Annotated in this window: 1 other RNA gene; it reads right to left on the bottom strand. The window is 60.5% G+C overall.

What is annotated here, in order from left to right:
- Window positions 1-320: RNase P RNA component class A (gene rnpB, locus NAC44_RS21175), an RNA gene on the bottom strand.
- Window positions 321-324: the final 4 nt, after the last annotated feature.

Genomic DNA, 324 nt, shown 5'->3' with positions numbered 1-324 from the left:
GCCGGGTTCTGTCGAGGACAGCCATTCCTCTGGGACGCACATCACTGTACGCCTCAAGCGACCTACCCGAATCCAACGCGGGCCGCGCCAATGGATTCCTATTTGGTCTTGCTCCGAGTGGGGTTTACCTAGCCACGCACTGTTGCCAGCCGTGCGGTGCGCTCTTACCGCACCTTTTCACCCTTACCGGCGCTGTTGCGCTTAGGCGGTTATTTTCTGTGGCACTTTCCGTAGGCTCGCGCCTCCCAGGCGTTACCTGGCACTCTGCCCTATGGAGCCCGGACTTTCCTCCACCGCGCTATTGCGCGACAGCGACTGTCCAAT

The organism is Allorhizobium sonneratiae (assembly GCF_023700755.1).
GTDB lineage: Bacteria > Pseudomonadota > Alphaproteobacteria > Rhizobiales > Rhizobiaceae > Allorhizobium > Allorhizobium sonneratiae.
The sequence above is the reverse complement of the archived record's forward strand: the minus strand, read 5'-3'. Positions and strand labels throughout refer to the sequence as shown.